This is a genomic window from Thiothrix eikelboomii (assembly GCF_900167255.1).
Classification (GTDB): domain Bacteria; phylum Pseudomonadota; class Gammaproteobacteria; order Thiotrichales; family Thiotrichaceae; genus Thiolinea; species Thiolinea eikelboomii.
Map to the genome: position 1 here is coordinate 66,364 of NZ_FUYB01000006.1, position 20,985 is coordinate 87,348.

Annotated in this window: 20 protein-coding genes; 12 read left to right on the forward strand and 8 right to left on the reverse strand. The window is 47.1% G+C overall.

Annotated elements, in window-relative coordinates; genetic code table 11:
- Window positions 1–30: 30 nt before the first annotated feature.
- Window positions 31–2,610 (forward strand): bifunctional aconitate hydratase 2/2-methylisocitrate dehydratase, encoded by a 2,580-nt coding sequence (gene acnB, locus B5D50_RS08620; protein ID WP_078922197.1) that lies wholly within the window; start codon window positions 31–33, stop codon window positions 2,608–2,610.
- 190 nt (window positions 2,611–2,800) lie between these two features.
- Window positions 2,801–3,010 (forward strand): hypothetical protein, encoded by a 210-nt coding sequence (locus B5D50_RS20085; RefSeq protein ID WP_143594302.1) that lies wholly within the window; start codon window positions 2,801–2,803, stop codon window positions 3,008–3,010.
- A 36-nt stretch (window positions 3,011–3,046) separates the two neighbouring features.
- On the opposite strand, the gene B5D50_RS08625 is transcribed toward B5D50_RS20085, so the two are convergent.
- Window positions 3,047–3,448: a type II toxin-antitoxin system VapC family toxin gene (locus tag B5D50_RS08625; RefSeq protein WP_078922198.1), complete on the reverse strand. Its 402-nt coding sequence runs from the start codon at window positions 3,446–3,448 to the stop codon at window positions 3,047–3,049.
- Window positions 3,435–3,719 (reverse strand): type II toxin-antitoxin system Phd/YefM family antitoxin, encoded by a 285-nt coding sequence (locus B5D50_RS08630; protein WP_200807065.1) that lies wholly within the window; start codon window positions 3,717–3,719, stop codon window positions 3,435–3,437. The genes B5D50_RS08625 and B5D50_RS08630 overlap by 14 nt, the downstream gene beginning before the upstream one ends.
- A 221-nt stretch (window positions 3,720–3,940) precedes the next feature.
- Between B5D50_RS08630 and B5D50_RS08635 the strand changes: the two genes are divergently transcribed.
- Window positions 3,941–4,168, forward strand: a complete 228-nt coding sequence (locus B5D50_RS08635; RefSeq protein ID WP_078922199.1) for a hypothetical protein — start codon at window positions 3,941–3,943, stop codon at window positions 4,166–4,168.
- Between the two features lie 146 nt (window positions 4,169–4,314).
- Here the strand turns inward: B5D50_RS08635 and B5D50_RS08640 are convergent, their stop codons facing one another.
- The 3 genes from B5D50_RS08640 to B5D50_RS08650 all read right to left on the reverse strand — a co-directional run bounded on the left by B5D50_RS08640 (window position 4,315) and on the right by B5D50_RS08650 (window position 6,758).
- Window positions 4,315–5,025: a PA1136 family autoinducer-binding transcriptional regulator gene (locus B5D50_RS08640; RefSeq protein ID WP_078922200.1), complete on the reverse strand. Its 711-nt coding sequence runs from the start codon at window positions 5,023–5,025 to the stop codon at window positions 4,315–4,317.
- 4 nt (window positions 5,026–5,029) lie between these two features.
- The gene (gene hchA, locus B5D50_RS08645; protein WP_078922201.1) at window positions 5,030–5,893 is read right to left on the reverse strand and encodes a glyoxalase III HchA; all 864 of its coding nucleotides are present in this window, start codon (window positions 5,891–5,893) and stop codon (window positions 5,030–5,032) included.
- Window positions 5,894–6,221: 328 nt separating this feature from the next.
- The gene (locus tag B5D50_RS08650) at window positions 6,222–6,758 is read right to left on the reverse strand and encodes a hypothetical protein (protein WP_078922202.1); all 537 of its coding nucleotides are present in this window, start codon (window positions 6,756–6,758) and stop codon (window positions 6,222–6,224) included.
- Window positions 6,759–6,940: 182 nt separating this feature from the next.
- On the opposite strand from B5D50_RS08650, the gene B5D50_RS08655 reads away from it, so the two are divergent.
- From B5D50_RS08655 to B5D50_RS20495, 3 genes are read left to right on the forward strand one after another with little or no spacing between them, the layout of a single operon-like run.
- Complete coding sequence (locus B5D50_RS08655; RefSeq protein ID WP_078922203.1) at window positions 6,941–8,380, forward strand: M16 family metallopeptidase; 1,440 nt, start codon at window positions 6,941–6,943, stop codon at window positions 8,378–8,380.
- A 2-nt stretch (window positions 8,381–8,382) separates the two neighbouring features.
- Window positions 8,383–9,753, forward strand: coding sequence for a M16 family metallopeptidase (locus B5D50_RS08660; RefSeq protein WP_078922204.1), 1,371 nt, complete (start codon window positions 8,383–8,385; stop codon window positions 9,751–9,753).
- A gap of 18 nt (window positions 9,754–9,771) precedes the next feature.
- Complete coding sequence (locus B5D50_RS20495) at window positions 9,772–10,794, forward strand: hypothetical protein (protein ID WP_078922205.1); 1,023 nt, start codon at window positions 9,772–9,774, stop codon at window positions 10,792–10,794.
- On the opposite strand, the gene B5D50_RS08670 is transcribed toward B5D50_RS20495, so the two are convergent.
- Window positions 10,785–11,561, reverse strand: coding sequence for an arylamine N-acetyltransferase family protein (locus B5D50_RS08670; RefSeq protein ID WP_078922206.1), 777 nt, complete (start codon window positions 11,559–11,561; stop codon window positions 10,785–10,787). The two genes, B5D50_RS20495 and B5D50_RS08670, sit on opposite strands and share 10 nt — an antisense overlap.
- Before the next feature lie 135 nt (window positions 11,562–11,696).
- Here B5D50_RS08670 and B5D50_RS08675 point away from each other — a divergent pair, with 135 nt between their 5' ends.
- The 3 genes from B5D50_RS08675 (at window position 11,697) to B5D50_RS08685 (ending at window position 14,189) form a co-directional block, all read left to right on the forward strand.
- Window positions 11,697–12,677, forward strand: a complete 981-nt coding sequence (locus tag B5D50_RS08675; protein ID WP_200807066.1) for a quinone oxidoreductase family protein — start codon at window positions 11,697–11,699, stop codon at window positions 12,675–12,677.
- Window positions 12,678–12,796: 119 nt separating this feature from the next.
- Window positions 12,797–13,270: a peroxiredoxin gene (locus B5D50_RS08680; RefSeq protein WP_078922207.1), complete on the forward strand. Its 474-nt coding sequence runs from the start codon at window positions 12,797–12,799 to the stop codon at window positions 13,268–13,270.
- A gap of 16 nt (window positions 13,271–13,286) precedes the next feature.
- Window positions 13,287–14,189, forward strand: coding sequence for a DMT family transporter (locus B5D50_RS08685; protein ID WP_078922208.1), 903 nt, complete (start codon window positions 13,287–13,289; stop codon window positions 14,187–14,189).
- Between the two features lie 143 nt (window positions 14,190–14,332).
- Here B5D50_RS08685 and B5D50_RS08690 read toward each other — a convergent pair whose 3' ends face one another.
- A complete protein-coding gene (locus B5D50_RS08690; RefSeq protein WP_078922209.1) occupies window positions 14,333–15,250 on the reverse strand; it encodes a LysR family transcriptional regulator in 918 nt (305 codons plus the stop codon).
- Between the two features lie 102 nt (window positions 15,251–15,352).
- Here B5D50_RS08690 and B5D50_RS08695 point away from each other — a divergent pair, with 102 nt between their 5' ends.
- Window positions 15,353–16,213 carry a methylenetetrahydrofolate reductase gene (locus B5D50_RS08695; RefSeq protein ID WP_078922210.1) on the forward strand — a complete coding sequence of 287 codons (861 nt, stop codon included), beginning with the start codon at window positions 15,353–15,355 and terminating at the stop codon, window positions 16,211–16,213.
- A 93-nt stretch (window positions 16,214–16,306) separates the two neighbouring features.
- On the opposite strand, the gene B5D50_RS08700 is transcribed toward B5D50_RS08695, so the two are convergent.
- The gene (locus B5D50_RS08700) at window positions 16,307–17,239 is read right to left on the reverse strand and encodes a histone deacetylase family protein (RefSeq protein WP_078922211.1); all 933 of its coding nucleotides are present in this window, start codon (window positions 17,237–17,239) and stop codon (window positions 16,307–16,309) included.
- Between the two features lie 119 nt (window positions 17,240–17,358).
- Here B5D50_RS08700 and B5D50_RS08705 point away from each other — a divergent pair, with 119 nt between their 5' ends.
- Both B5D50_RS08705 and B5D50_RS08710 read left to right on the forward strand, forming a co-directional pair.
- Window positions 17,359–20,064, forward strand: coding sequence for a bifunctional acetate--CoA ligase family protein/GNAT family N-acetyltransferase (locus tag B5D50_RS08705; RefSeq protein ID WP_078922212.1), 2,706 nt, complete (start codon window positions 17,359–17,361; stop codon window positions 20,062–20,064).
- Between the two features lie 114 nt (window positions 20,065–20,178).
- A complete protein-coding gene (locus B5D50_RS08710; RefSeq protein WP_159448599.1) occupies window positions 20,179–20,985 on the forward strand; it encodes a toll/interleukin-1 receptor domain-containing protein in 807 nt (268 codons plus the stop codon).

Sequence of the window (20,985 nt, forward strand, 5' to 3'; positions counted from 1 at the left end):
AAAGAATTGTGTTTGAGGAGATAAGATCTCATGTTAGAAGCCTATCGTAACCATGTGAACGAGCGTGCTGCTGAGGGGATACCCCCTAAAGCTTTAGACGCCTCACAAACCGCAGCTTTAGTGGAGCTGTTAAAAAATCCACCTGCAGGCGAAGCAGCCTTTTTAGTGGATTTATTAGAAAATCGTGTACCCGCTGGAGTTGACGAAGCAGCTTATGTGAAAGCTGCTTTCTTAGCAGACTTGGCCAGTGGCAAAACTCAATCTACGCTCATCAGCTCAGTACGTGCTGTTGAACTATTAGGGATGATGCTAGGGGGCTATAACGTCCAACCGCTGATTGCAGCTTTAGATCATCCAGAGACAGCGGCAGCAGCAGCTAAGGCTTTGTCACAAACTTTGTTGATGTTTGATGCTTTCCATGATGTGGCGGATAAGGCCAAAGCAGGCAATGCTGCTGCTCAGCAAGTGATGGATTCTTGGGCGGCCGGTGAGTGGTTTACTTCCCGCCCGCCATTAGCTGAAAAAATCACGGTGACTGTGTTCAAAGTCCCCGGTGAAACCAATACCGATGATTTATCTCCAGCCCCAGATGCTTGGTCGCGCCCAGATATTCCTTTGCATGCCAATGCGATGCTAAAAATGGCTCGGGATGGTATTGAACCCGTTAATAATGGTTCAGTAGGACCATTGAAGCAAATCGAAGCGATGAAAGCAAAAGGTTTCCCCGTCGCTTATGTCGGTGATGTGGTCGGGACAGGGTCTTCACGTAAATCAGCGACTAACTCGGTTTTGTGGTTCTTCGGTGATGATATGCCGGGGATTCCGAATAAGCGTACTGGTGGCTATTGCTTCGGTAGCAAAATCGCACCAATTTTCTTCAATACGATGGAAGATGCGGGCGCTCTGCCGATCGAAATGGATGTCGCCAAGATGGAAATGGGCGATGTGATTGATGTTTACCCGTATGAAGGTGTGGTTAAGCGTCATGATACGGATGAAGTCATTTCCACCTTTGAATTGAAAACCCCCGTGTTGATGGATGAAGTTCGTGCAGGTGGCCGGATCAATTTAATCGTCGGGCGTGGTTTAACCAATAAAGCGCGTGAAGCTTTAGGTCTAGGTGCATCTGAGCTATTCCGCTCTCCAGAGCAACCTGCTGATACGGGTAAAGGTTATACCTTAGCGCAGAAAATGGTGGGTAAGGCCTGTAACTTAGCAGGTGTACGCCCCGGTGCTTATTGCGAACCGAAGATGACGACTGTGGGTTCGCAAGATACCACCGGCCCGATGACTCGTGACGAGCTGAAAGACTTGGCTTGCTTAGGTTTCTCAGCGGATCTGGTGATGCAGTCCTTCTGCCATACGGCGGCTTATCCTAAGCCTGTGGATGTCGTGACGCATCATACGCTGCCTGATTTCATTATGACTCGTGGTGGTGTGTCTTTACGCCCCGGTGATGGTGTAATCCACTCATGGTTGAACCGGATGTTGCTGCCCGATACGGTCGGGACAGGTGGTGATTCGCATACGCGCTTCCCAATTGGTATTTCTTTCCCTGCCGGTTCTGGCTTAGTGGCTTTTGCGGCTGCAACTGGGGTGATGCCACTGGATATGCCCGAGTCGGTCTTAGTCCGGTTCAAAGGTACTCGCCAACCCGGTATTACGTTGCGTGATTTAGTCCATGCGATTCCTTACTATGCGATTCAAGCCGGTCTGTTAACGGTTGAAAAGAAAGGTAAGAAAAACGTATTCAATGGTCGTATCGTTGAAATCGAAGGTTTGGACGATTTAACCGTTGAACAAGCCTTTGAATTATCCGATGCCTCTGCGGAGCGTTCTGCAGCGGGTTGTACGATTGCTTTGTCTGAAGCTTCAGTGGCTGAATACTTACGCTCGAATATCGTGATGCTGAAGTGGATGCTTTCAGAAGGTTATGGCGATGAGCGCACGATTAATCGACGTATTCAAGGGATGGAAGAGTGGTTAGCTAATCCAAGCTTGATGCGGGCGGATGCGGATGCTGAATACGCGGCTGTGATCGAAATTGATATGTCGGAAATTAAAGAGCCTATTCTCTGCGCTCCAAATGACCCAGACGATGCACGCCTACTGTCTGCGGTTCAAGGTGATGCGATTCAAGAGGTCTTCATTGGTTCGTGCATGACGAATATTGGCCATTTCCGGGCAGCAGGTAAGTTACTGAACAAAGTGGATGGGATTCCAACTCGTCTATGGATTGCTCCCCCGACCAAGATGGATGAACATCAGTTGATGGAAGAGGGCTATTACAATGTCTATGGGCGGGCAGGTGCACGCACTGAGATGCCGGGCTGTTCACTGTGTATGGGTAACCAAGCACGGATCGCGCCGGGGAGTACTGCTGTCTCGACATCAACCCGCAACTTCCCGAATCGTTTAGGCACTGGCTCAAATGTTTACTTAGCTTCCGCTGAGTTAGCATCGGTGGCAGCTATTATGGGTAAATTACCCACCGTCGCAGAGTATATGGAATACGCAAAAACTATCGACAGCATGGCGAGCGATATTTACCGTTACTTGAACTTTGATCAAATGCCAGAGTATGTGAAAGCAGCGGATAAAGCAGCTTAAGCTAGTGCTTTAAAACTTGATTAAGAAGAAGCCCCGCATTGCGGGGCTTTTTATTGATTTTAAAATGATCAATAAACTACAATAGTTGTGTCCTCAGCTTTTGTTGAGTTGACAAACACCCTGCTATCATAATTTGTGGTCTTGATGAGTCTAGTCACTTGGCAGAGGCCAGTGGCATGGTCATTGGGATATGACGTCAGAATATACCCCTTTCTTTTTTGAGAAATTATTTTCATACTCTAGAGCAAAAATATTTTACGGTGGTCATAGTAAAGACCAAGGGGATGAAATGACTTTGGGAACTCTCCCCATTAAAGTAGGTGAGTATTTTACTGTATTTGATAAAGATGGTGAATGGAATTATCAGATTAAAAGTATTCACTCTTATACTAGTGAGTAATTAACCCATAAATAAGGTTATTTACAAAAAACAGCCTTATATCCAACTCTCGGATTTCAATCGTTCAATCCGTCCAAAGTGCCTCAAGTTATTTGTAACTAGAATAAAGTCGTTGGCAATCGCTATTCCTGCAATCTCCAAATCAGCCAAAGCTAAGGGAGTACCTTGTTTTTCCAATTCTGCGCGTAGTCTCCCGCAGGCATAAGCGGCCTTTGCATTAAAGCCAATAATATTCACAGCGGGTAATAGAACTTCTTCTAACATCTTTAAGTGGTAGTCAGGGCGTTGGCTCTTCATTGCGCCATAGACAATTTCAGAAATCGTAATTGTTGAAACGAATTGCTGTTCTTGAGGAATACTTGCTAAGCGAGTGAGTAAGCTGGGTGACGGGCGGGGTTTTACAATATTAGTTAATATGTCCGTGTCAAAGAGATACATCGCGCCCCATGTCACCTTGGTTTCTCAAGTTGTTTAAGTTTTCTAGATGTTCCGCTACTTCCTCAAAGCCTAACCATTGTGTGGCAATGGAGGCCAAACCTTTACGCTCTTCGCGCTGCTCTAACCACTGTAAATCCTCCAAGCTCACAATGGCCGCTACTGGCTTATCACGGCGCGTTAAAACAAAGCGTTTTTGTGAGTGTTGGCTTTTAGCAATAAGCTCAGATATATGGCTTTTGGCCTCGGCAATAGAGACGGGGATTGCATTCATAGTGATCTCCCATAATAGCTATTATGGTCATAATAACCATAATAGCTATTGATTGCAATGCTTAGGGAGCAGACGAGATATCCGCTTTAGTCTATGATGAAACAATGGGAATATTTTGACTTGAATCCCATGCTTTACTCAACAATGAGCTAGAGAAATCATAGGCGATATATTCAAGCTTATACATAGGCTCAATCTTAGAATAAGTTAAGGAGTTGATCATGAACAATCAAACCCGCCAGCCCGCTACCCGTGCTGAATTAGAAGCTCTTGAAACAGAGCTAGTCAAACGTGAACAGAAATTAGTCGCTGATCTACAAGGAACTCATGATAAAGACTTGGAAGAGCAGGCGATTGAGCGGCAAACCGATGAAGTTTGGGATGCTTTATTGATTCAGACGCGCAATGAGTTGGCGGAAGTACGGGCGGCTTTGCTGCGGCTTCAATGAAAATGCATGCTGTTATAACCAATCACGGTTGCGGTCGAAGCCATTTACGAGCGTGTGGACAATGCTGATATGCGTATGTTTTGGGCGGAAGCAACCGCCAAACTGTAGGACTAGGAAGCGTTCCTAATTCACCAATGTTGCTTTTGTTACCCTTGGATATGCCCGCTGCGTATCGCAATGCGAATTGCCTCGGCGGTTGTCGCAACGCCCAGCCGTCGTCGTGCGTTTCTTAGGTGATTTTCCACAGTACGCACAGACAAGCCCAAGGCTTCAGCAATCGCCGATTGCCGCCAGCCAGCAGCCGTCCAAACCAGCATTTCTTTTTCTCGCTTGGAAAGATAGCCGACTGCGGCATCTTCGGGAGGAGCTAACAATTTACGCACAGTAAAAAAAGCGGTATTAGCCAGAAAGGTTAACGCTAGCCTAGTTGCTGCCGTTGTTGAAATACTCGTGCCTCCAAAGCTCATCGCGCCTTGTAGCCCTGTTCGTCCAAAGATGGGAACTTGTAGACCATGTACACCCGAACCACGAGGTTTGGCAACAATGCGATACAACTCACCTTGAGATACCATCGTTTTAGTCCAGAAAAAAGGCTCATCATGTTGGGCGATATGTTGGGTCGCAGGACAATGGCGCATGTAGGTCACTGCATCCAGTGAACCATTGTCCTCGAACCATGCTCCTTCCATCCAATAGATATGCTCCACAAGCCCATCTAGGCTGGCACTTGTAGAAAATAATACAAAGCGATCATAGCCTAATCTTTGAGCAAATTCTCTGAGGTGATGCTGTACCTCAGTCAAACACTTGCTGTTTTCAACAGCAAGTGCAATCTCTAATACTTGCTCCGTTGGCATTTCGTTAAGACGCGGCTAGGCCTGCCAATAAGGTTGTTGCAGCCAATATGCCAAGCGCATTGCCCGCCAGAGGACTGTCGCCTGTCAGTAAATTTCGATCACGATGCACCCTACCGGAAATACCTTCATTAAGAATCTCAAAACCATTTGCGGTGAGCTGCTCGGCATATTTCCAAGTTAAATGACCGGGCATATACCCAATATCTGGCGTTTGTGCATCTAAGGCATCTGGGAATGCACAAATTTTATAGCCAGTAAAGCGAGAATCCTTACCGACTGCCAGCAAAGCGGCTGGGCCGTGGCACAGTGAGATAATAAATTTATTGTGATCCATAGCCCACCCCAGTGCCGCTTGCATATCGGGACTAAATGGCAAACCAATCAACGCACCATGACCACCGGGAATAAATAGGGCAATATAATCAGAGTCATCGCCTAATGATTGCTCAATAACATCAGCCAATTTAAGCGGGCTTTTAAATTGCGCACGGTGTTTTGAGAAAAAATCGGTGATGTTCTCATCCTCACGTGGCATTGCCCAATGCTCAAACTTCACGGGATTTCCAGAAAGGGTAGCAATATCAAAAGTAAAGCCAGCTTTATCTAAATGATACATAGGTAACAAGGTTTCTATCGGGTGATTACCTGTAGAAAACATCGTACCGTTTTGCATTAACAGATAACGTTCATCTGCTGCTACCACCAAAATCTTCCAACGTTTACCGGCATAGGGGGTCGGATAATTTGCACCACTAAGATCAGATTTGGGCGAAGTAAATTGGCTTAGCGAGTAAGGGGAGGGGAAAAATGCATTATCCTCCGCATAGTCTGGGGTAGGCTGTTTATCCTCAGAATGCATATTGGTCATAATGAACTCCGTCATGGGTTAAAATATTCACAGCCATCATAGTCCAGCAGGGTTTTATTGAGAATAAGGGTTTTCCCTCAATGTTTACGCTGAATTAATGGAGAAACCAATACTGATCTAGCTCAGTAATCCTTGAAGAGTGTGTCAGTGGGCTGGGAAATGCTCAGTCTCCAGCGCTCGATGAATGAGGAATCCCCTGACTTTAGTCGGAGGAGGATGTCAAGTAGGAATGTCCATTATTCTTGGGGAGGATCAAGTCTGCTAAACCCCTCATTCATAAACAGCATCAAGTGTAAGGATTCCTGATGCTGAGTAATAATTTACCCCACTACTTGCACGCCTTAGCCCCGGCTTGATCGGCTAGTTTTCGTGCTAATTCATTTGCTTTTGCCTGCGGTTTAACTATATCGGTGACGCAGATTTGTTGAGCGGTAATTTTGCTCACTACTAAGTAGGAAGTGTTTTTTTCAGGTTGTTCGGGATTTTCAGAGACATTAAAGCGTACAATCAGGGCAAGTGGTTGAGTTTTATTGCCTTGTTTTTTAACCCGCCATTCCGCTTTAGCGCCTAAGCTAGAAAAGCCACTGGATACGGTACTCCATAATTCAAGGGGAAACTCTTTTTGTTTGGGGTCAAGCACGGTGATGGTTTGGCGTAGATCACTTTCCATCACTAAGAGTTTATAAGCATTGATGCCATTGCAGCGGCCCTTATACCAGCCACCGCCTTCCTCAGAAGATTCTAGAGTTTTGCACGTTGCCCCATCTAGAGCCGTGTAAACGCTTGTGATTGGGTCAGCGGCTTGGCTAGTGAAGCTGAGGCTGAGGAAGAGAGTCGTTGTTAAAATCACTAAATAGGGTTGCATGTTAGTCCTCGCAGCTTGGGTTTGATTCGATGATAAGGGCAGCTCAGTCAGTCGATTAGTTTTATTAACAAATCGACATGAAGTAGTGACCCTATTCTGTGCTAGGGTTATTTGCCAATACTTCGAAACCGTTTGTTAATTAAAACCAACTACTTTTGGTTGATTGCTAGGTTAGACTTTAAATGAGAAAAAGAGTTTTATGCGCTTGCTTAGTTGCCTTGAGTGCAAGTACCCGTGTTTATGCAGAGCAGGCTAGCCAACCGGTCGTGGCCCACCCAACTGTCGCAGCCGCCACGACAGAATTAGAGCCGCGTTTATTCACCCTAAAAAATGGGATGCAGCTCATTGTTAAACCCGATCACCGTGCGCCTACTGCAGTCCACATGCTATGGCTGCGAGTTGGTTCGATGGATGAACTCAGTGGAACGACCGGAGTGGCTCATGTTTTAGAGCATATGATGTTCAAAGGCACGCCAACCGTGAAGGCGCGTGAATTTTCTCAGCGGGTGGCAGCGTTGGGTGGGGAAGATAATGCCTTTACTAGCACCGACTACACCGCTTATTACCAGCAAATTCCTAAAGATAAGCTAGAAGAGGTCATGAAATTGCAGGCGGATAGCTTTGTGAATAATCAATGGCCGGATGATGAATTTAAACATGAATTAGAAGTGGTCAAAGAAGAGCGGCGGATGCGAACGGATGACCAACCGCGCTCGTTATTGTATGAGCAATTGATGGCCGCCAGCTATGTACTGAATCCTTATCGCAATCCGATTATTGGCTGGATGAATGATCTTGATAATATGACGCCGGATGATGCTCGCGCTTTTTATCAGCAATGGTATACCCCCTTAAATGCAGCAGTGGTGATTGCAGGTGATGTTCAGCCTGAAGAGGCTTTGGTGTTAGCCGAAAAATATTATGGCAGTTTACCCGCTAAACCTTTACCGGTGCGTAAACCTGCGCTTGAGCCCATGCAAGTCGGAATTAGACGCTTCGAGATAAAAGCACCCGCTGAACAAGCTAATCTCCTGATGGCTTTTAAAGTACCACAATTAAAATCGGTTGATCAGCCCACGGAGAGTGATTGGGATGCACTCGCCCTCACGGTGCTCTCTGCGATTTTAGATGGGAATGATGGTGCCCGCCTTGAGCGCAATTTGATTAATAGTGAGCAGCGGGTTGCAGATAATGCCAGCACCAGAAATGGTATGTATGGACGGGGACCGCAATTATTTTTTGTGAGTGGTGTACCTGCGGCAGGGAAAACGGTGGAGGATTTAGAGCTAGCCTTGCGTGCACAAATCAAGCGCGTCGCTGATGAAGGGGTGACGGAAGCTGAATTAAAGCGCGTCAAAACTCAATGGATCGCCGCTGAGATTTATCAGCGTGATTCGGTATTTTCGCAAGCGAATGATTTAGGCTCGTTGTGGGCTATTGGTATGCCACTGGAAACTAAAGATAAATTGATTGAGATGTTGCGAAAAGTTACTGCAGATCAAGTGAAAGCCGTTGCGAAAAAATATTTTGGTGATGATCAGTTAACGGTGGCAGTTTTAAATCCGCAGACACGTGATCCTAAGGCTAAACCACGCACGCCATCAGTAGAGGTGAGACATTAAGCATGCGCATCAGTTCTGTTCAGTTTGTCTATCAATTAGCCTATCAAGCAGTAGGTATTTTGGCTTTGGGGGTTTCAATGGGGACTGTTTATGCCGCTACACCGATTGAACATTGGCAACAGCCGAAGGGTAGTTCGATTTGGCTGGCTTCAAGCATGGGCATTCCTATGGTGGATGTGCATGTCGAGTTTGATCAAGGGGCGCGCCGCGACCCTGAGAATAAAATGGGTTTGTCTTCACTGACAGCTAGCTTAGCGAATAAAGGGGTACTAGCTTGGCAAGCTCACCCTGCCTTGGATGAAGCTGGTCTAGGTGAGGCTTGGGCAGATTTGGGGGCGGATTTTAGTATTGGTTCGGATAATGATACGTTTAGTTTTGCTTTGCGCAGTTTGACTTATCCTGATGTCTTACCAGCCGCCATTGCTTTAGCCGCCCAACAGATCGCAGCACCTGCCTTTGATCCGGTGGTGGCGCAGCGTGAAATAGATAAAACCATTGCAGCAATTAAAGAAGCCGAAACTCGCCCTGATTATGTGGCAGGTGTGGCTTATGCCAAGGCCGTTTTTGGGCAACATCCTTATGGACATGCGACCACTGAGGCCTCCTTAAAAGCCTTAACCCTAGATGATTTAAAGCAATTTTATCAAACTAAACTTAATCCTTGTCAGGCGAAAGTCAGCATAGTGGGCGCTTTGACACGCGAGCAAGCAGACCAGTTGGTGACACAACTCTTGGCAGGCTTAAAAACAGACAGCCCAGCGACTTGCCCGACCTTAGCAGACTTACCTGATCCGGCTAAATTGACAGCAGCGGTAAACCTCGATTTACCGTTTGATTCTGCCCAAGCACAGATTCTGATGGGTCAACCTGCCATGAAGCGCAGTGATCCTGACTTCTTTGCGATTTTGGTGGGTAACCATATTTTGGGAGGGAGTGGTTCAATATCGCGTTTAAGTGATGAAGTGCGGGAAAAGCGCGGCTTAACTTATGGTGTGGATAGTTATTTTGCCGCTCGCCAAAGTGTTGGGGAGTTCACGATTTCTTTGCAAACACGTCCTGATCAAGCTCAGCAAGCAGCCGCTTTGTCGATGCAGGTTTTAAAAGATTTTGTGGAGAAGGGGCCGACTGAAGCAGAGGTAATCGCTGCTAAAGCGAATTTGATAGGTGGTTTCCCTTTACGCATTGACAGTAATCGTAATTTACTGAGCAATATCGCTAATATAGCGCGTAATGGCTTGCCCCTTGATTATTTAGATACTTGGACACAGCGGATTGATGCGGTGACACGTGAGGATATTCAGCGTGCCTTTGCGGCTAAATTACAACCTGAACAGATGGTCACGGTTATTTTAGGCGCTAAACCTGCGCAATAACTCAAACGTTCAGTGTCGATGCCCGCTCTGATTGCTAAGCCTGCTCCACGAGATAATACAATTCATCTAGTGGATGCAAGGGCGCGCTTTCGTGCAATTTTTCAAGCAGTTAGTCGGCGTTATGCACAGACTAAAGCCTCAAACTGGGCTGTTGAGTCGGCTTTATGGGTAGGGGAGGATGAAGCTCCAGCGCTGCAGCCAACCGTGTATTTAGGTGCTCCGCGCTTAGACTTGCATTATGTGATTATCACTGGGCTAGTCGCTGATTGCCTGAGTCATCGGGTGACTCCATTTCATAAAGAGCGGCAGTGCTTGCACCAGCTGGGTTTTATGAGTTCGGTATTAACCGTGAATGGGCGAGCCAGTAGCGGTTATAACGCAGCCCTCATCCAGCAAGTATTGACCTCTTTTCCGGCTGCACATCGGTTTGTGTTGCTTGGTTATTCGAAGGGTGCGGTCGATGCTTTACATGCCTTAGTCACTTATCCGAGTATTCGTCAGCGGACGGTGGCGGTGGTGAGTTTAGCGGGTGCGATTGGCGGCTCCCCTTTGGTGGAAATACTGCCTCGCTGGCTGAAGTATTTATTCGCGAGGCTGCCGTTACCGGATTGCCATCCCGGTGATGGTAAAGCGTTAGACAGTTTGGCCAGAGTTAAGCGCCGTCAATGGTTAAGTGAACATGTTTTACCGCCCGAGTTAGCCTATTTTTCTTTAGTCGCTTTACCTCGGCCTGAGCAGGTGTCGCGGATTTTGCGGTTCAATTATCGGCAGTTAGCCAAATATAACCCTAAGAATGATAGTCAAGTCTTAGCCGAAGATGCGTTGATTCCGGGGAGTGAATTGCTAGGCTATGTGAATGCCGATCATTGGGCTTTGACCTTGCCATTAACCAAACAATGGCCGTTCTTGCGATTTTTCTTGAACAAGAATGATTACCCGCGTGAAATCCTGCTTGAGAGTATCGTCCGCTATGTGGAAGAACGTTTATTGGCGAGGATCAAGGCGCTGGACTCCAGTGAAGATCGAGCTAATCAGGCATGATTAGGTCTAATCAAATTAAATTCTTGCTTGAGTACTTGGTCAAGCTGCTCAGGAGGAATTTCTTTTAGGCTAACACGACCGGCTTGATAGGTTTTGAAGCTCTGCCCAAATAAGATTTTGCGCCCGTCAGGAGTGAAGAGGACAATCACCGGTTTTTGCGTGAAAATTGCCTCAGGATGAGTGGAGTTCATCCAATTCGCGGGTAGAAAATCAATCCAATCAATGGCATTACGATTAAAGCCATATTGTTTAACCCAGCTACCATCAACTAGAGCTTGGACAGCGAGATCACCATCGGCTTCTTGAGTCAGCATGAATTGATCATAAGCTTGAGGGATGGGCTGACTGAGCTGATCTAAGCGCATCGGCTCACGAATGCCATAACTGCCGAACCCTAGGTCTAAGAGCCATTCTACCCCCTCGAATTTGACGATTAAGGCTGCATGGGTACGGGGTCGTTTGACAGGGTAAAAGAGGGGGCGAGCCGCGACCCATTGATAATCCAGACCGAGTGCTGTCAAGGCCATGGTGAATAAGCCGTTCATTTCATAGCAATAGCCGCCACGTTGCTGATAGATGAGTTTTTCAATGAGATCTTCAGGTTTGAGGGAGACAGCTTTGCCTGCTAGTACTGTTAAGTTTTCAAAGGGAATGGTGGTTAAATGCTGCTGCATCAAGGCTTTGACAGTGACTAAATCTGGCTTGAGTTCGCCGAGGTATTGAATCCGTTGGCAATAATCATCGAGTTTAAAGGTATCTACAAACATAGTGGGTGCTACTGGGTTGGCGAAAGAACGCCATCAGTGTAAAAGAGTTAATTTAATACGAATAGGGCTGGTTTTTATTTATTTTTGGCGGCACAGTGATGGGTTTGAGTGGCTCGTTTATGCAAGGAGTTTTTCATGAGTATGGCAACAGTGGTGAAGATTACTAGCCCCGGTGGCTCTGAGCTAATGCAGATAGTACAAGAGGCGGTGAGTGCACCGGTGGCGGGTCAAGTGCAGATCCTGCAAACGGCGATTGGCTTGAATTATATCGACATCTATCATCGTAATGGCCTTTATCCTTTACCGATGCCCAATGGTTTGGGCTTAGAGGCTGCGGGGGTAGTTCAAGCGGTGGGTGAGGGGGTCGAGCATTTACAGGTCGGGGATCGAGTGGCTTATGGTACAGGACCAATAGGGGCTTATACCAGTTTGCGCAATATGCCAGCTAATCGGGTGTGTAAATTGCCGGATGCGATTAGCGATGAAACCGCTGCGGCCATGATGCTTAAAGGTATGACCGTGCGCTATCTCTTGCGTGAAACCTATACCGTGCAAGCAGGCGAAACCATTTTATTCCATGCCGCTGCTGGTGGGGTGGGTTTAATGGCTTGCCAATGGGCGAAAGCATTGGGTGTGACGGTGATCGGTACGGTTGGTTCTGAAGAAAAAGCAGCGATTGCGCGTGAACATGGTTGCGATTATACGATTAACTACAATACCGAAGATGTGGCTAAACGGGTGCGAGAAATCACCGAGGGTCGAGGTGTACCGGTGGTCTATGATGGGGTAGGGCGTGCAACCTTAATGGGGTCACTGGATAGCTTGCAACCGCGTGGCTTATTAGTCAGTTATGGGAATGCTTCCGGGCCAATTACGCATTTTGACTTAGGTCTATTATCAGCTAAAGGTTCTTTATATCTTACTCGTCCCACCTTGATGACTTATACCGCCACCGATGAGGCGATGCAGGAAAATGCCAGCGATTTATTTGCTATGGTCGAAAGTGGTCAGCTGCAGATACCGATTCATCAGCGTTATCCTTTATCCGAGGTACAGCAAGCCCACCGCGATTTAGAGGGACGCAAAACTACGGGGACGACTTTATTAATCCCTTAATGAGTAAGGGGGCAGGTGTTTAGGCTGCTATTTGTGTTTTAATACTCAGCCTTAAGCAAAGTTGATTCAGCAGAGCTTATTGAGCGTTATTAATTTTATCCCAACCTTAGGAGAACAGAATGATTCAAATTGGCGAAAAAATCCCAGCTGTAGAGGTGACGGTCGCAGGTACAGAAGGCCATAAAAAAGTAAATGTTGCCGAATTATTTGCAGGCAAAAAAGTGGTTTTATTTGCCTTACCCGGTGCATTTACTCCGACCTGTTCCGCTGCCCATTTACCGGGTTATGTAGTGCATGCGGATGATTTGAAAGCCAAGGGCGTGGATATGATTGCTTGTCTATCCGTCAATGATGCTTTCGTGATGCAAGCTTGGGGGGAGTCACAAAATGCTGAGCAACTCACCATGATCGCAGATGGTGGGGCTGCTTTGACGCAAGCCCTCGGCTTGGTTTTAGATACTGGGGATTTTGGTGGCATCCGTTCACAGCGCTATGCGATGGTGCTTGAAGATGGAGTGGTAAAATTACTCAATGTCGAGGCGCCCAATAGCTTTGAAGTGAGTAAGGCCGAAGCTGTGCTGCAAGCGCTCTAAGCCGCTTAAACTGGCGATGACTCAGGCAAAAGGCCAAGCTTTTGGTATTCAGCTGATGGCGTTCGGTGTGATTTTACTCCCTGCGATGGACGCTGCTGCTAAGGTGATGGGTGATAGTATTGCGGCCGCGACTATTGTGCTCGCTCGCTTTGGTTTCCAGAGTTTGTTTCTTTTGCCTTTTGTTTGGCGTGACTTGTATTTACCGCGAGGGCAAGAGCTGCGTTTGCATCTGTGGCGTGCTTTGGGGATTTGTGTTTCAACCTTTTGCTTTTTTGCCGCGATTCAGGTCATGCCTCAAGTGGATGCGCTGGCGATCTTTTTTACCATGCCGTTATTAGTCACCTTGTTAGCGCCTTGGATGCTCGGTGAAACAATAGGGTGGCGGCGTTTATCTGCCGTTGCAGTGGGGATGATCGGCGCTTTAATTATCATTCAACCCGGGCAATCCTCCTTTGGTTTGGTCACCGTCTTGCCGTTAATCGCGGCCTTGGGCTTTGCTTTTTATTTACTGTTTACCCGTCAGTTAGCACGGACTAGTTCAACGCAGCAAGGGGTCGCTGTCTTTACTATGCAGTTTTATTCAGGGGTGTTTGGTTCTTTAATGATTGTGCTGGCTATTGTGCTTATGCAGCCATTTCAGCATCCTGCCTTTGAAATCACTTGGCCTGAGCCTTGGCAATGGCGGCAATTAATTTTAGTTGGGGTGCTAGCCTCTATTGGGCATGTAGTGGTGACTAAAGCTTTTCAATATGCAGATGCTTCGGTGTTAGCGGGTTTTCAATACCTTGAGTTGCTCTCTGCAGCAGTGCTAGGTTGGTGGCTGTTCGGTGATCTGCCTACGTTAAATACTTGGATGGGCAGCGCGATTTTAGTGGGGTCGGGCTTGTATATTTTTCATCGGGAAAAGCAGGCGCATTAGCACCGCATTGTTGAGCATAGGCTACTGATTGCACTACACACTCACCCTAACCCCTCTCCCACAAGCAGGCCACCGTTAATTTGACCGACCAAGGGTAAGATTGCAAGCTTAAGACTCATATTTGCACGCAAGATCATAAATACTCAAGCAGGTCGTGCTATTCCCTTTAAAGTCGAAAATGGAAGGTCTTTTGCCAGCCATAAAAACTCTTGCATATAAGACAGTTGCAAGCTTTCTTCTCGCACCGCTGCATGCAAGGTATTAAAAACGCCTTGGCCTAATGAACGTGCGGTTACAAAATTTCGGTCAATATACTCATCGGCTGCCCAATTCGGCAAGCTACATAAACCACGACCACTCGCGACTAAAGCCACCATCATCACCGTTAATTCACTATGGCGAATCTGTGCAGGCTCGACATCCGCAGGGCGTAAGAAGAGGCGGAAAATATCCATCTTCCGAGGGGGGACAGGATAAATAATTAAAGTCTGGTCTTTGAGCATGGCGGCGCGAATTTCCTTTTCCTGCAATAAAGGATGATCCAGCGGCAGAATTAACATGGATTCGTATTGAAACAGAGGAATATAACTAATTCCATTCAGTGGCTCGGGGTCAGCGGTGATCACAACATCTAAATCACCAGCCACGAGTGCTTGTAAGCTATCGAAACTAAAACCACCAGATAAATCCAACTCCACTTCTGGCCATTGGCGGCGGAATTGATTCAAAGTCGGCAGTAACCACAAGTAACAAGAGTGGCAGTCAATCGCAATATTTAAGCGCCCCCCTAAACCACTGACTTGGCGAGTTAAGTCCGCTTCCAATCGCTCAAAGCGAGGCAAAATATCACTGGCAGTTTCATAGACACGTTTGCCAGCAGCGGTCAAGTGTAAAGGTTTGGCTTTACGATTCACTACGGCTAAGCCCATGCGCGTTTCTAATTCACCTAATTGATGGGAGAGGGCAGAAGGCGTCATATGCAGCCGACTCGCCGTTGCAGCTAAAGTTTCGCTGTGATACAGAGCGTGGATCAGTTCTAAGTGCTTGCGTTGGAGATTCATTCAGTAAAATTCAATTTTTTATTGATAAAGTTGAAATTGCTTTCATTACAGCAGCATAAGAAAATACCTCCAAGATAACAACAGTGACCATGAGATTTGTGTATGACTAGCCCGATTTTGTCTTTTGAGTTCTTCCCACCCAAAACTCCACGGATGGAGCGTACCCTCTGGCGGAATATTGGGCAATTGGAAATGCTCAAGCCTGCTTTCTTCTCCGTGACTTATGGGGCTTTAGGCAGCGAGCGTGATCATAGCTTAGACACGGTGTTTAATATGCAGCGTGAATGCCAAGTGCCTGTCGCTGCCCATTTAACTGCAGCAGGTCATACTCGAGAGTCTTTATTAGCTTTGGCAACGCGCTTCAAAGAGCAGGGCGTGCAGCGCATTGTTGCCTTACGAGGTGATGCTGATCTGACGGAGGGTGGCCTGAGCGAGGTTGCTGACATGGTGCAAGCTCTGCACACTATCGCCGATTTTGATATTAGTGTTGCCGCTTATCCTGAAACCCATCCGAAAGCTGCTAACCTAGCAGCGGATATCCAGCAACTGAAGCGTAAATTAGACGCAGGTGCAAAGCGTGCCTTGACTCAGTATTTCTTTGAACCTGAGATGTTTTTACGTTTTCGGGATGCAGCCGTCAAAGCAGGTATTCAACAGTCTTTAGTACCCGGTATTTTACCTGTGCATGATTTTGATAAAGTCATCTCTTTCAGTGCACGTTGTGGTGCAACCGTGCCAAACCGCTTCCACTCAATTTTTGAAGGGACGGTTGCAGGTAGTCAAGAGCAGAAAAAATTAGGGATTGAGCTAGCGGTCGATTTATGTGAAAAACTCATGGCTGAGGGTGTGAATCAATTGCACTTCTACACCTTAAACATTCCAAGCCTAACCTTTGAAGTGGCTCATCAATTAGGCTTACCTTTAGCTTGGGACGAGCAGCCGCATTTGAAAATAGCCGCTTAGGATAGTATTGGCAAAGTCCCTGTCGGCGAGTCCTGAAACAGGGGAGACAGGGGATAGGTCTATAACTTATCCCTTTTTAAAGTTTAAAGGCTCTCAGTGAAACTCAGCTAATTCTTTCACATGCGCGGCGACACTGCGGCCTAATGAAGATAAGTCATAGCCGCCTTCTAAGCAGGACACGATCCGCCCTTGCCCATAATCTTTAGCGACTTGGCAGAGTTCACGGGTAATCCATACATAATCCGCCTCGACTAAGTTAAACCCACCCATATCATCTTCTAAATGTGAATCAAAGCCAGCGGAAATCATCACTAATTCAGGCTGATAGTCGCGCCAAGAGGTCAGCCACTGCTCACGTACTTGCTCGCGCCATTCGTTAGAGCGTGTTCCCGCTTTCATGGGGAGATTACGAATATTCAAAGCACGGGTATCCGCCCCCGTAAACGGATAAAATGGATGCTGGAAGGATGAGCAAAACAATACCCGTGGATCATTGATAAAAATAGCTTCAGTCCCATCACCATGATGCACATCAAAATCTACGATCAGAATCCGTTCAAGGCCGTATTGCGCCAGTGCATGGGCGGCTCCGACAGCGATATTATTAAAAAGGCAAAAACCAGCCGAATGAGCACGGCCTGCATGATGTCCGGGGGGGCGGGTCGCACAGAATACATGTTGATAAGACGAGGTCATGACTAGATCAACCGCTTGAGCAGCAGCACCCGCTGAATATAAAGCCGCTGCTAAGCTATGCTTATTCATACTAGTGTCACCATCTAAGTCGATGATCCTGTCATCCTGTGGGGCGACTGCAAAAATTTTGTCGATATAATCAGTTGCATGCACCCGCAATAATTGCTCGCGGGTGGCCATTTGTGCATCATAATGACGGGTAATCCAATCCACTCCGGCGGTAATCATACGATTATTAATCGCATTCATTCGCTCCGGTGATTCGGGGTGATAAGGATTACCATGATCGTGAAGTGAACACTTTTGATGACTAATTACGGCTGCTGTCATAGTTTTTTCAGTCTATAAAGAGTAGTATATGTTGCAGTGCACAAAAAAGATTGTTAAAAACGTTCTAGCGGTTTTATAAGCGCTCGGCCTCAGTAAGAACTATCATAGAGGTTTTAATAATGGGCCACCATTACCTAAATCAATTATTCGCGCCTTCAGCAGTTGCCATTTTCGGCGCCACAGAACGCCCTGATACCGTCGGTTTCCTCGTATTACAAAATTTAATCGAAGCTGGCTTCCAAGGCAAAATATTTCCCATTAATCCTAAGTATAAAACGATACAGGGTTTAACTGGTTACCCCGGCCTGCCCGTGATTACTGAGGCGATTGAGCTGGCCATTATAGCGACTCCGGCTAATACCGTTGGAGAAATTATTAAGCAATGTGGTGAGCACGGTATTAAAGGGGTGATTGTGCTCTCAGCGGGCTTCAGTGAAGCAGGTGCACGTGGCAAACGCATGGAAAAAGAGATGATGGAGTTAATTCATCACTATGGCATGCATTTAATTGGCCCGAATTGCCTTGGCGTGATCCGCCCCTCCTCGGGTTTAAATCTCACCTTTAGTAAAAGCCAAGCACTACCCGGTAATCTAGCTTTAGTTTCGCAGTCAGGGGCGGTCTGTACGGCGATTTTAGATTGGGCGAGTACCCGCCAAGTAGGCTTTTCCACCGTGGTCACTTTAGGTGATGCGGCGGATGTTGATTTTGGCGATGTGCTCGATTACCTAGCACTTGATCCTAAAACCGATAGTATTTTGCTCTATATCGAAGGTATTCATGATGCTCGTAGTTTTATGAGTGGCCTCCGTGCTGCTTCCCGCATGAAACCGGTGATTGTGCTTAAAGCAGGGCGTTATGAAGAAGGCTCGCGAGCCGCGAGTTCACATACGGGCGCCATTGTGGGCGGTGATGATGCGTTTGATGCCGCCTTAGAGCGTGCGGGTGTGGTTAGGGTAAACACGATCACTCAATTGTTTTCTGCGGCCGAAATTCTGTCTTCCGGGATGACAGTGACCCAGAATCGGTTGATGATTGTGACCAATGGTGGTGGCCCGGGGGTGATGGCGACTGACCGTGCGGTTGAAATGAATTTGCGGATTCCTCAATTAGCCGCTGCGACTGTAGCGGCTTTAAATCAAGTCTTGCCAGCAGCTTGGTCGCATGGGAATCCGGTTGATATTCTAGGGGATGCCACCCCTGAGCGTTATGCCGCTGTTTTGGATATTTGTTTAGCGGATGAGAGTGTAGATGGCATATTAGTGATGCTGACACCACAAGCCATGACCGATCCGGCTGCTGTCGCTCAAGTGGTTGTCAAGGCTAAGGCTAAATTTAAAAAGCCTTTATTGGCTTGTTGGATGGGGAATTCACAGGTTGAAGCGGGACGTGAAATTCTATCGGCTGCCAAACTACCGCATTTCACCGCCCCTGAATCGGCAGTGGAAGCCTTTTCTTATTTATCGTCTTATCGCAGCAATCAAAAGCTGTTAATGCAAGTACCTGCTTCGGTAGAGGTGCAAAGTTCCGAGCCTGATCTTGAAGGGGCACGCCTGATTATTGAAAGTGTATTGGCTGAAGGGCGGCGCGTGTTGTCAACTACCGAGTCACGAGCCATTTTATCCGCCTTTCGTATTCCTTCTTTGCCAACGATTCTCACCCGGAGTCCCGCAGAAGCGTTAGTCGCCGCTGAATCAGTGGGGTTTCCAGTGGTGATGAAGGTGAGTTCACCGGATATTATTCATAAATCAGATGTGAATGGCGTGCGTTTAAATATTAATAGCGCCCGCACGGTTCGCAGCGTGTATCAAGAACTCACTGAAGCGACCATTAGAGCTATGCCGCAAGCCCGTGTTGAAGGCATTACGGTTGAGCGGATGTATCAGAGTGTAGCCGCCCGGGAATTAATGATCGGTGTGGTACATGATCCGGTGTTTGGGCCGGTGATTAGCTTTGGTACGGGGGGGACAGCGGTTGAGGTGCATCGAGATCGGGCAGTGGCTTTGCCACCTTTAAATGACTATATGATCAAGAAGATGATTTGCCGGACGCGAGCTGCACGGATGTTGATGGAGTTTCGCAATATGCCCGAGGTGAATTTCCCTGCTTTGCGCCAAATCTTGCAACGTGTTTCTGAAATGGTGTGTGAGTTGCCCGAAATTTTGGAAATGGACATTAATCCCTTAATGGCTAGCCCTGAAGGAGCTGTGGCTGTCGATGCCCGTTTTACGGTGGCTTATCCTAAGGGGGCAGCACAGCGCTATGATCATATGGCGATTCATCCTTATCCGAATGATTTAGTCAAGCATCAGCAGCTAGCGGATGGGACTAATATTTTAATTCGCCCGATTCGCCCTGAAGATGCTGAAATGGAGCAAGAGTTTGTACGGAGTCTTTCCCGTGAATCGCGTTATATGCGCTTTATGCAGTCTTTACGGGAGTTAACGCCCGATATGCTAGTACGTTTTACACAAATTGATTATGACCGTGAAATTGCTTTTGTGGCGATAGCGCGTGAAGAGGGTATTGATAAAGAGGTTGGGGTTTGCCGTTATTCAATTAATCCTGATCGCCAAAGTTGCGAATTTGCACTGGTCATTGCCGATGCTTGGCAAGGACGTGGCTTAGGTGGTTTATTAATGGAGACGCTGATTGATACCGCCCGTAGTCGTGGGTTGGCGATGATTATTGGTGAGGTCTTAGCTGAAAATACCGGGATGCTGCGGTTAATGAGCCGCTTAGGCTTTGAGCGTCATAAAAGTGAGATGGATGATAGTGTGGTGGTGGTGACGAAACGTTTAACGAATACGAATAATAATAAACATTAAATGCGTCAACATTGATCATCTGCTGGTGCATCTGCTGATTTGTAGTGAACATGCTTTGCAGTATGCTTGTCATACAGTATGACTCGAGTAGGGTCGGATAGCGAGGATAACAGCATGATGCGCCGAACAGTTTTTGTTTCCTATTCTCGAAAAGATAGCCCTCAAGTAGAAAAAGCTGTTGAGCTATTAGAAGCTGGCGGGGCGGATATTTTTCGGGATATTGATGATATTCAATACGGTGATCGTTGGGAAACGGTGATTCGTGAAAAACTCGCCGAAGCGGAGCGCGTGCTGGTGTTTTGGAGTAGCAATGCGCAGTTATCTGAGTGGGTGAATCGGGAGTGGAGTATTGCGATTGCGATGCAAAAACGGGTAGTTCCTATTTTGCTAGATCCAACACCACTACCGCTTGAGCTTGGGCAGTTTCATGCTTTAACGAATTTTATGCTCAGTCCTCCCGCCACAGCAGCGGCTAAGTCACCTAAGGCTTATTTAACTTGGAGTTTGTTAGGGGTAGGTGGCTTAGGCTTAGCGGCTGTGATTGGTTGGATGAGTTTGAATTTGTCTCAACAATCAGCGGAGGTTAGTTTAGAACCTAATATCGCTGAACAGGTCACTGATTCAGCAAGTCATACTGATGCAACAAGCAGTACTGATGCAACTAGTCATACCGATTCATTAACAAGGCCGGATAATCAAACTAGCAGTTTAGGACAGGATCTTGTGCCGTCGATAACAGCACCGGCGACGGGTGCGGCCAGCGAGAGTCAAGCACAAGAATCTGCGCACTATTTAGTCTGGTTAGCGGGTTTGCTAGTATTATTTACCTTAATCGTTTATCGAGTCTGGCAAGCTCGGCAGCATCGCCAGCTGCAGCTTCAGGCGGGTGAGCAGTTAATTAAAGACATTTTTCAGGAGTAA

What these genes read in the sequence shown, in the direction of transcription:
- B5D50_RS08675 (WP_200807066.1), top strand. Translation starts at nt 11,697, where the DNA reads ATGAGTATGGCAACAGTGGTGAAGATTACTAGCCCCGGTGGCTCTGAG.
- B5D50_RS08630 (WP_200807065.1), bottom strand. Translation starts at nt 3,719, where the DNA reads ATGAATGCAATCCCCGTCTCTATTGCCGAGGCCAAAAGCCATATATCT.
- B5D50_RS08690 (WP_078922209.1), bottom strand. Translation starts at nt 15,250, where the DNA reads ATGAATCTCCAACGCAAGCACTTAGAACTGATCCACGCTCTGTATCAC.
- acnB (WP_078922197.1), top strand. Translation starts at nt 31, where the DNA reads ATGTTAGAAGCCTATCGTAACCATGTGAACGAGCGTGCTGCTGAGGGG.
- B5D50_RS08635 (WP_078922199.1), top strand. Translation starts at nt 3,941, where the DNA reads ATGAACAATCAAACCCGCCAGCCCGCTACCCGTGCTGAATTAGAAGCT.
- B5D50_RS08670 (WP_078922206.1), bottom strand. Translation starts at nt 11,561, where the DNA reads ATGTTTGTAGATACCTTTAAACTCGATGATTATTGCCAACGGATTCAA.
- B5D50_RS20085 (WP_143594302.1), top strand. Translation starts at nt 2,801, where the DNA reads ATGACGTCAGAATATACCCCTTTCTTTTTTGAGAAATTATTTTCATAC.
- B5D50_RS08695 (WP_078922210.1), top strand. Translation starts at nt 15,353, where the DNA reads ATGACTAGCCCGATTTTGTCTTTTGAGTTCTTCCCACCCAAAACTCCA.
- B5D50_RS08660 (WP_078922204.1), top strand. Translation starts at nt 8,383, where the DNA reads ATGCGCATCAGTTCTGTTCAGTTTGTCTATCAATTAGCCTATCAAGCA.
- B5D50_RS08640 (WP_078922200.1), bottom strand. Translation starts at nt 5,025, where the DNA reads ATGCCAACGGAGCAAGTATTAGAGATTGCACTTGCTGTTGAAAACAGC.
- B5D50_RS08710 (WP_159448599.1), top strand. Translation starts at nt 20,179, where the DNA reads ATGATGCGCCGAACAGTTTTTGTTTCCTATTCTCGAAAAGATAGCCCT.
- B5D50_RS08705 (WP_078922212.1), top strand. Translation starts at nt 17,359, where the DNA reads ATGGGCCACCATTACCTAAATCAATTATTCGCGCCTTCAGCAGTTGCC.
- B5D50_RS08680 (WP_078922207.1), top strand. Translation starts at nt 12,797, where the DNA reads ATGATTCAAATTGGCGAAAAAATCCCAGCTGTAGAGGTGACGGTCGCA.
- hchA (WP_078922201.1), bottom strand. Translation starts at nt 5,893, where the DNA reads ATGACCAATATGCATTCTGAGGATAAACAGCCTACCCCAGACTATGCG.
- B5D50_RS08625 (WP_078922198.1), bottom strand. Translation starts at nt 3,448, where the DNA reads ATGTATCTCTTTGACACGGACATATTAACTAATATTGTAAAACCCCGC.
- B5D50_RS20495 (WP_078922205.1), top strand. Translation starts at nt 9,772, where the DNA reads ATGCCCGCTCTGATTGCTAAGCCTGCTCCACGAGATAATACAATTCAT.
- B5D50_RS08655 (WP_078922203.1), top strand. Translation starts at nt 6,941, where the DNA reads ATGAGAAAAAGAGTTTTATGCGCTTGCTTAGTTGCCTTGAGTGCAAGT.
- B5D50_RS08700 (WP_078922211.1), bottom strand. Translation starts at nt 17,239, where the DNA reads ATGACAGCAGCCGTAATTAGTCATCAAAAGTGTTCACTTCACGATCAT.
- B5D50_RS08685 (WP_078922208.1), top strand. Translation starts at nt 13,287, where the DNA reads ATGACTCAGGCAAAAGGCCAAGCTTTTGGTATTCAGCTGATGGCGTTC.
- B5D50_RS08650 (WP_078922202.1), bottom strand. Translation starts at nt 6,758, where the DNA reads ATGCAACCCTATTTAGTGATTTTAACAACGACTCTCTTCCTCAGCCTC.